7 protein-coding genes are annotated in these 4,333 nt (G+C 68.5%); 3 read left to right on the forward strand and 4 right to left on the reverse strand.

What is annotated here, in order from left to right; genetic code table 11:
• Positions 1-290: uracil phosphoribosyltransferase (gene upp, locus AC1D01_RS22685; RefSeq protein ID WP_477870296.1), on the forward strand; the 290-nt coding region annotated here is incomplete at its 5' end.
• Between the two features lie 236 nt (positions 291-526).
• A complete protein-coding gene (locus AC1D01_RS22690) occupies positions 527-982 on the forward strand; it encodes a DUF302 domain-containing protein (protein WP_477870298.1) in 456 nt (151 codons plus the stop codon).
• A 19-nt stretch (positions 983-1,001) separates the two neighbouring features.
• Here the strand turns inward: AC1D01_RS22690 and AC1D01_RS22695 are convergent, their stop codons facing one another.
• The 3 genes from AC1D01_RS22695 to AC1D01_RS22705 are packed head-to-tail and all read right to left on the reverse strand — an operon-like array spanning position 1,002 to position 3,126.
• Complete coding sequence (locus tag AC1D01_RS22695; RefSeq protein WP_477870300.1) at positions 1,002-1,553, reverse strand: chromate transporter; 552 nt, start codon at positions 1,551-1,553, stop codon at positions 1,002-1,004.
• Entirely contained in the window at positions 1,550-2,122 is a 573-nt protein-coding gene (locus AC1D01_RS22700; RefSeq protein WP_477870302.1) for a chromate transporter, read from the reverse strand. The genes AC1D01_RS22695 and AC1D01_RS22700 overlap by 4 nt, the downstream gene beginning before the upstream one ends.
• Positions 2,119-3,126, reverse strand: coding sequence for a D-2-hydroxyacid dehydrogenase family protein (locus AC1D01_RS22705; protein WP_477870304.1), 1,008 nt, complete (start codon positions 3,124-3,126; stop codon positions 2,119-2,121). Before AC1D01_RS22705 ends, AC1D01_RS22700 begins: the two co-directional genes overlap by 4 nt.
• A gap of 92 nt (positions 3,127-3,218) precedes the next feature.
• On the opposite strand from AC1D01_RS22705, the gene AC1D01_RS22710 reads away from it, so the two are divergent.
• Entirely contained in the window at positions 3,219-3,731 is a 513-nt protein-coding gene (locus tag AC1D01_RS22710; protein WP_477870306.1) for a DUF1993 domain-containing protein, read from the forward strand.
• Positions 3,732-3,741: 10 nt separating this feature from the next.
• On the opposite strand, the gene AC1D01_RS22715 is transcribed toward AC1D01_RS22710, so the two are convergent.
• Complete coding sequence (locus AC1D01_RS22715) at positions 3,742-4,200, reverse strand: hypothetical protein (RefSeq protein ID WP_477870307.1); 459 nt, start codon at positions 4,198-4,200, stop codon at positions 3,742-3,744.
• Between the last annotated feature and the right edge of the window lie 133 nt (positions 4,201-4,333).

Genomic DNA, 4,333 nt, shown 5'->3' on the forward strand with positions numbered 1-4,333 from the left:
ACTTCGAGAACCTCGTCGGCCACCTCGACGAGCGCACCGCGCTGATCATCGACCCGATGCTGGCCACCGCCGGCTCGATGATCGCGACCATCGACCTGCTGAAGCGCCGCGGCTGCACCGACATCCGCGCGCTGGTGCTGGTGGCGGCGCCGGAAGGCGTCGCTGCACTGCAGCAAGCCCACCCCGATGTGCGCTGCTGGACGGCCGCCATCGACAGCCACCTCAACGAGCTGGGCTACATCATTCCGGGCCTCGGCGACGCCGGCGACAAGATCTTCGGAACCAAGTGAATTCGCGGCCTGCAGCGTGCTGCGGTGCCGCATGAATGTTCGTTGGATATCCCTATTGCTCGGAGCTAGTTCACCAAAGCGTCACCGGTTGGGGCCACACTCTGCGCTTGTGTTGAGCACAGTGTGACCGTGGAGACACCGTCCTTAACGGTGGAGCGACGTTGACTGACATTCAGACCCTTGAAGTACCGCTGTTCGAACCCTATCGTCTGTCGGTGACCCGAGGGAGACCCCCGATGAAGAGCCCATTTCGTTTCTGGATGACCGGTGGCATTGCGATGATCGTCGCAGCCCTGGGTGGTACCCGCGCATTCGGTGCGGAAGAGCGCCTGACGCGTGCGAGCGTCAGCCGATTCGGCGTGACCGAGACGGTGCAGCGCATCGAGGCCTGTGCCGAGCGGCACGGCATGCCGGTGCTGGTGCGGCTGCAGCAGAGCGTCGGCGAGGACAACGAGCGCCAGCGCCTGGTGATCGTCTTCGAATCGACGCAGGGCGGCACGCCGGTGCTGATGACCAGCTCCGATGCATCGCCCGACCTGCTGCTGCGCGTCGTGGTGCAGCGTGGCGCGAACGGCAGCACCGAGGTGATGTGGCGCGGCGCGGCGCTCGACGAACTGCCCGACGGGCTGTCGCCGGAACTGCTGCACGACCTGGCCGACCTGCCGGCGCTGGTGGCCGAAGCGCTGTCCTGATCCAGGTCCAGGTCCAGCCTCAGATCCAACCCAGCGCGCCGACCACCGCGCCGAGCGCCACCATCCACAGCGGGCTCAGGCGCGTCTTCAGCATCACCGCGATCGTCACGCCGATCAGCACGATCGCGCCGATCTGGTCGCGCACCGGGTCGGCGAGGATCCAGCCGGTGGCCAGCAGCAGGCCGAGCGTCAACGGCGCGAGGCCGGTCTTGAAGGCCCGCACGCCCAGCGTCTCGCGCCGCGAATGGCCCCAGCGCGTGGCCCACAGCGCGAGCGTGGTCGACGGCAGCATGATGCCCAGCAGCGTGACCGCCGCGCCCGCGAGCCCCGCCGCATTGAAGCCGAGCACCGCGACGAACAGCACGTTGGGCCCCGGCGCCGCCTGCGCCAGCGCGACCGACGCGGTGAACAGGTCGTCGCTCAGCCAGTGCCGCTCGCCGACCAGGTAGCGGTGCATGTCGGGCGCGGTGGTGATCGCGCCGCCGACGGCCAGCAGGCTCAGCATCAGGAAGTGGCTGAACAGTGCGAACAAGTCGCCGGCCGTGAGCCCGTGCAGGTCGAACAGGCTCACCGCCGCAGCCTCCACCACGCCGCCGCGATGCCGACCGAGCCCAGCCCCGCCAGCACCCACACCAGCGGCCAGCGCATCAGCGCGACCATCACGAAGGTGCAGGCGCCGATCGCGAGGCTGAGCGGCAGGCCCATCTCGTTGCGCTTCAGGCTGGTCGCGAGCTTCAGGCCTGTCGCGATGATCAGCCCGGCCGAGACCGCGCCCATGCCGCGCAGGGCGCCGCTGACCAGCGGCTGCTGCGCGGCCCGTGCGTACAGCGCGGCCAGCACCAGCACGATGACGAGCGGCGCGAGCATCATGCCGGCCAGCGCGGTGAACGCGCCGCGCAGCCCGAAGAAGCGGTCGCCGATCATCAGCGACAGGTTCACGATGTTCGGCCCCGGCAGCACCTGGGCGACCGACAGGATCTCGACGAACTCGTCGCGGTMGAGCCAGCGCTCGCGCTCCACCAGCTCGCGCTGCGCCACCGCCAGCACGCCGCCGAAGCCCTGCAGCGCGAGGCGGTTGAAGACGCGGAACAGCTCGCCGAGCGAGCCCGGCTGGCGCGGTTCCGGTGTCGGCTCGCTCAACGGATGACCCGCAGCGCTTCCGGGTTGACCAGTTGCGTCGGCGTGCCGTTGATGAAGTTGATGACGTTGTCGAAGGCCGCGCTGAAGTACAGCTCGTAGCTGTCCTGCTCCACGTAGCCGATGTGCGGGGTGCACACCGCGTTCTCGAGGCGCAGCAGCGGGTGGCCCTGCAGGATCGGCTCGCTCTCGAACACGTCGACCGCCGCCATGCCGGGCTTGCCGCGGTTCAGCGCCGAGACCAGCGCGCCTTCCTCGACCAGCTCGGCGCGCGAGGTGTTGACCAGCAGTGCGGTCGGCTTCATGCGGGCGAGGTCGTCGGTGGTCACGATGCCGCGCGTCGCGTCGACCAGCCGCAGGTGCAGCGACAGCACGTCGCAGGCCTCGAAGAAGGCCTCGCGCGATTCGGCGGCCTGGTGGCCGTCGGTGCGCGCCTTCTCGCGCGAGGCCTCGCTGCCCCACACCAGCACCTGCATGCCGAAGGCACGGCCGTAGCCGGCCACCAGCTGCCCGATCTTGCCGTAGCCCCACAGGCCGAGCGTCTTGCCCTTGAGCACCATGCCAAGGCCGAAGTTGGCCGGCATCGAGGCGGCCTTCAAGCCCGACTGCTGCCACGCGCCGTGCTTCAGGTTGCCGATGTACTGCGGCAGCCGGCGCATCGCCGACATGATCAGCGCCCAGGTCAGCTCGGCCGGTGCGACCGGCGAGCCGACGCCTTCGGCCACCGCGATGCCCAGGCGCGTGCAGGTCTCGAGGTCGACGTGCGAGCCGACGCGCCCGGTCTGCGAGATCAGCTTGAGCTTGGGCAGCTTCTCGAGCAGCTGGCGCGGGAACTGGGTGCGTTCGCGGATCAGCACCAGCACTTCGGCGTCGCGCAGGCGCACCGCCAGCTGGCCGATGCCCTTGACGGTGTTGGTGAACACCTTGGCATTCAAGTGCTCCAGGCGCCGGGCGCACCTGAGCTTGCGGACCGCATCTTGGTAGTCGTCGAGGATGATGATGTTCACGGCTTTGATTGTGCATGCTCGCCAGCAGGAAGCGGCGAGGACGGCTAGCATCCGGCCCCACACCCCTTCTCACACAACCTCCGGAGACCGCAATGCCCCTCACCATGTACTCGGCCAGCGTGCCGATCTTCCTGCGCAGCCTCGACAACGTCGGCAAGTGGCTGGACAAGGCCGAAGCGTGCGCGCAGGCGAAGAAGTTCGACGTCGCGGTGCTGCTCGGCACGCGCCTGGCGCCCGACATGCTGCCGTTCACCCGGCAGGTGCAGCTGACCAGCGATGCGGCCAAGTTCGCCGCGGCCCGGCTGGCCGGCATCGAGGCGCCGAAGTTCGACGACGTGGAGACGACGCTGCCCGAGCTGCGCGAGCGCATCGCGAAGACGGTGGCCTTCCTGGAGTCGGTGCCGGCCGAGAAGATCATCGGCAGCGACGACCGGGACGTGACGATCCCGCGCCGCGACGGCCCGCTGACGCTGAAGGGCGAGGTCTACCTGCGCACCTTCGTGCTGCCGAACTTCTTCTTCCACGCGACGACCATTTATGCGCTGCTGCGCCACAACGGCGTCGAGTTGGGGAAGAGTGATTACCTGGGGCCGCTCGGCGGCTGAATCGGCAGGCCTACAGCGGCACGAATTCGGTGTCGCGGCCGGCCATCGGGAAGGCGGCGTCGAGTTGGCGGCGTACCGCCTTGCATTGTTCTGGCGGCAGAACGGCGAGCAGCGTTTCGCTCAGTTCGAGCAGCTCGCCGATGTCGCCCGCGATGCGCAGCTGGCGCTGCAGCAGCGCGGCCGAAGCGCCCTGCAGGCCCGAGGCCGATTCCATGAAGCACTGCTTCATCTCGACGAACACGCGCCGCGCGGCCACACGGGCCAGCCGCTCATGGGGCATCCCGGGGATGTTCTGCAGCGCGGTGGCGTCGAGGTCGAACGAAAGGCGTGCGTTTTTCATGGCGGTGGGCGTGTGACTCACGTGCATGGCTTTCGGCCGGCGCGTGTTCAGGTGTAGATCCGCTGGCATTCTGTACAGGGTGCCGTGCCGCAGATCGCACGAAATGAGGCACTTCTGCCGGCTGTTCATCGAGGCCGGCTACGCTGAGCCGCCACGAACGAGAAGGATCGAACGATGAAATGGCTGAAGCGCGGGTTCCTGGGGCTCGCGATCGGGCTGCTGCTGGCGACGGCCCTGCTCGGGCTGTATGCCTGGCGCACGC

The sequence above is a fragment of the Rhizobacter sp. P3_B12 genome (genome assembly GCF_056402895.1).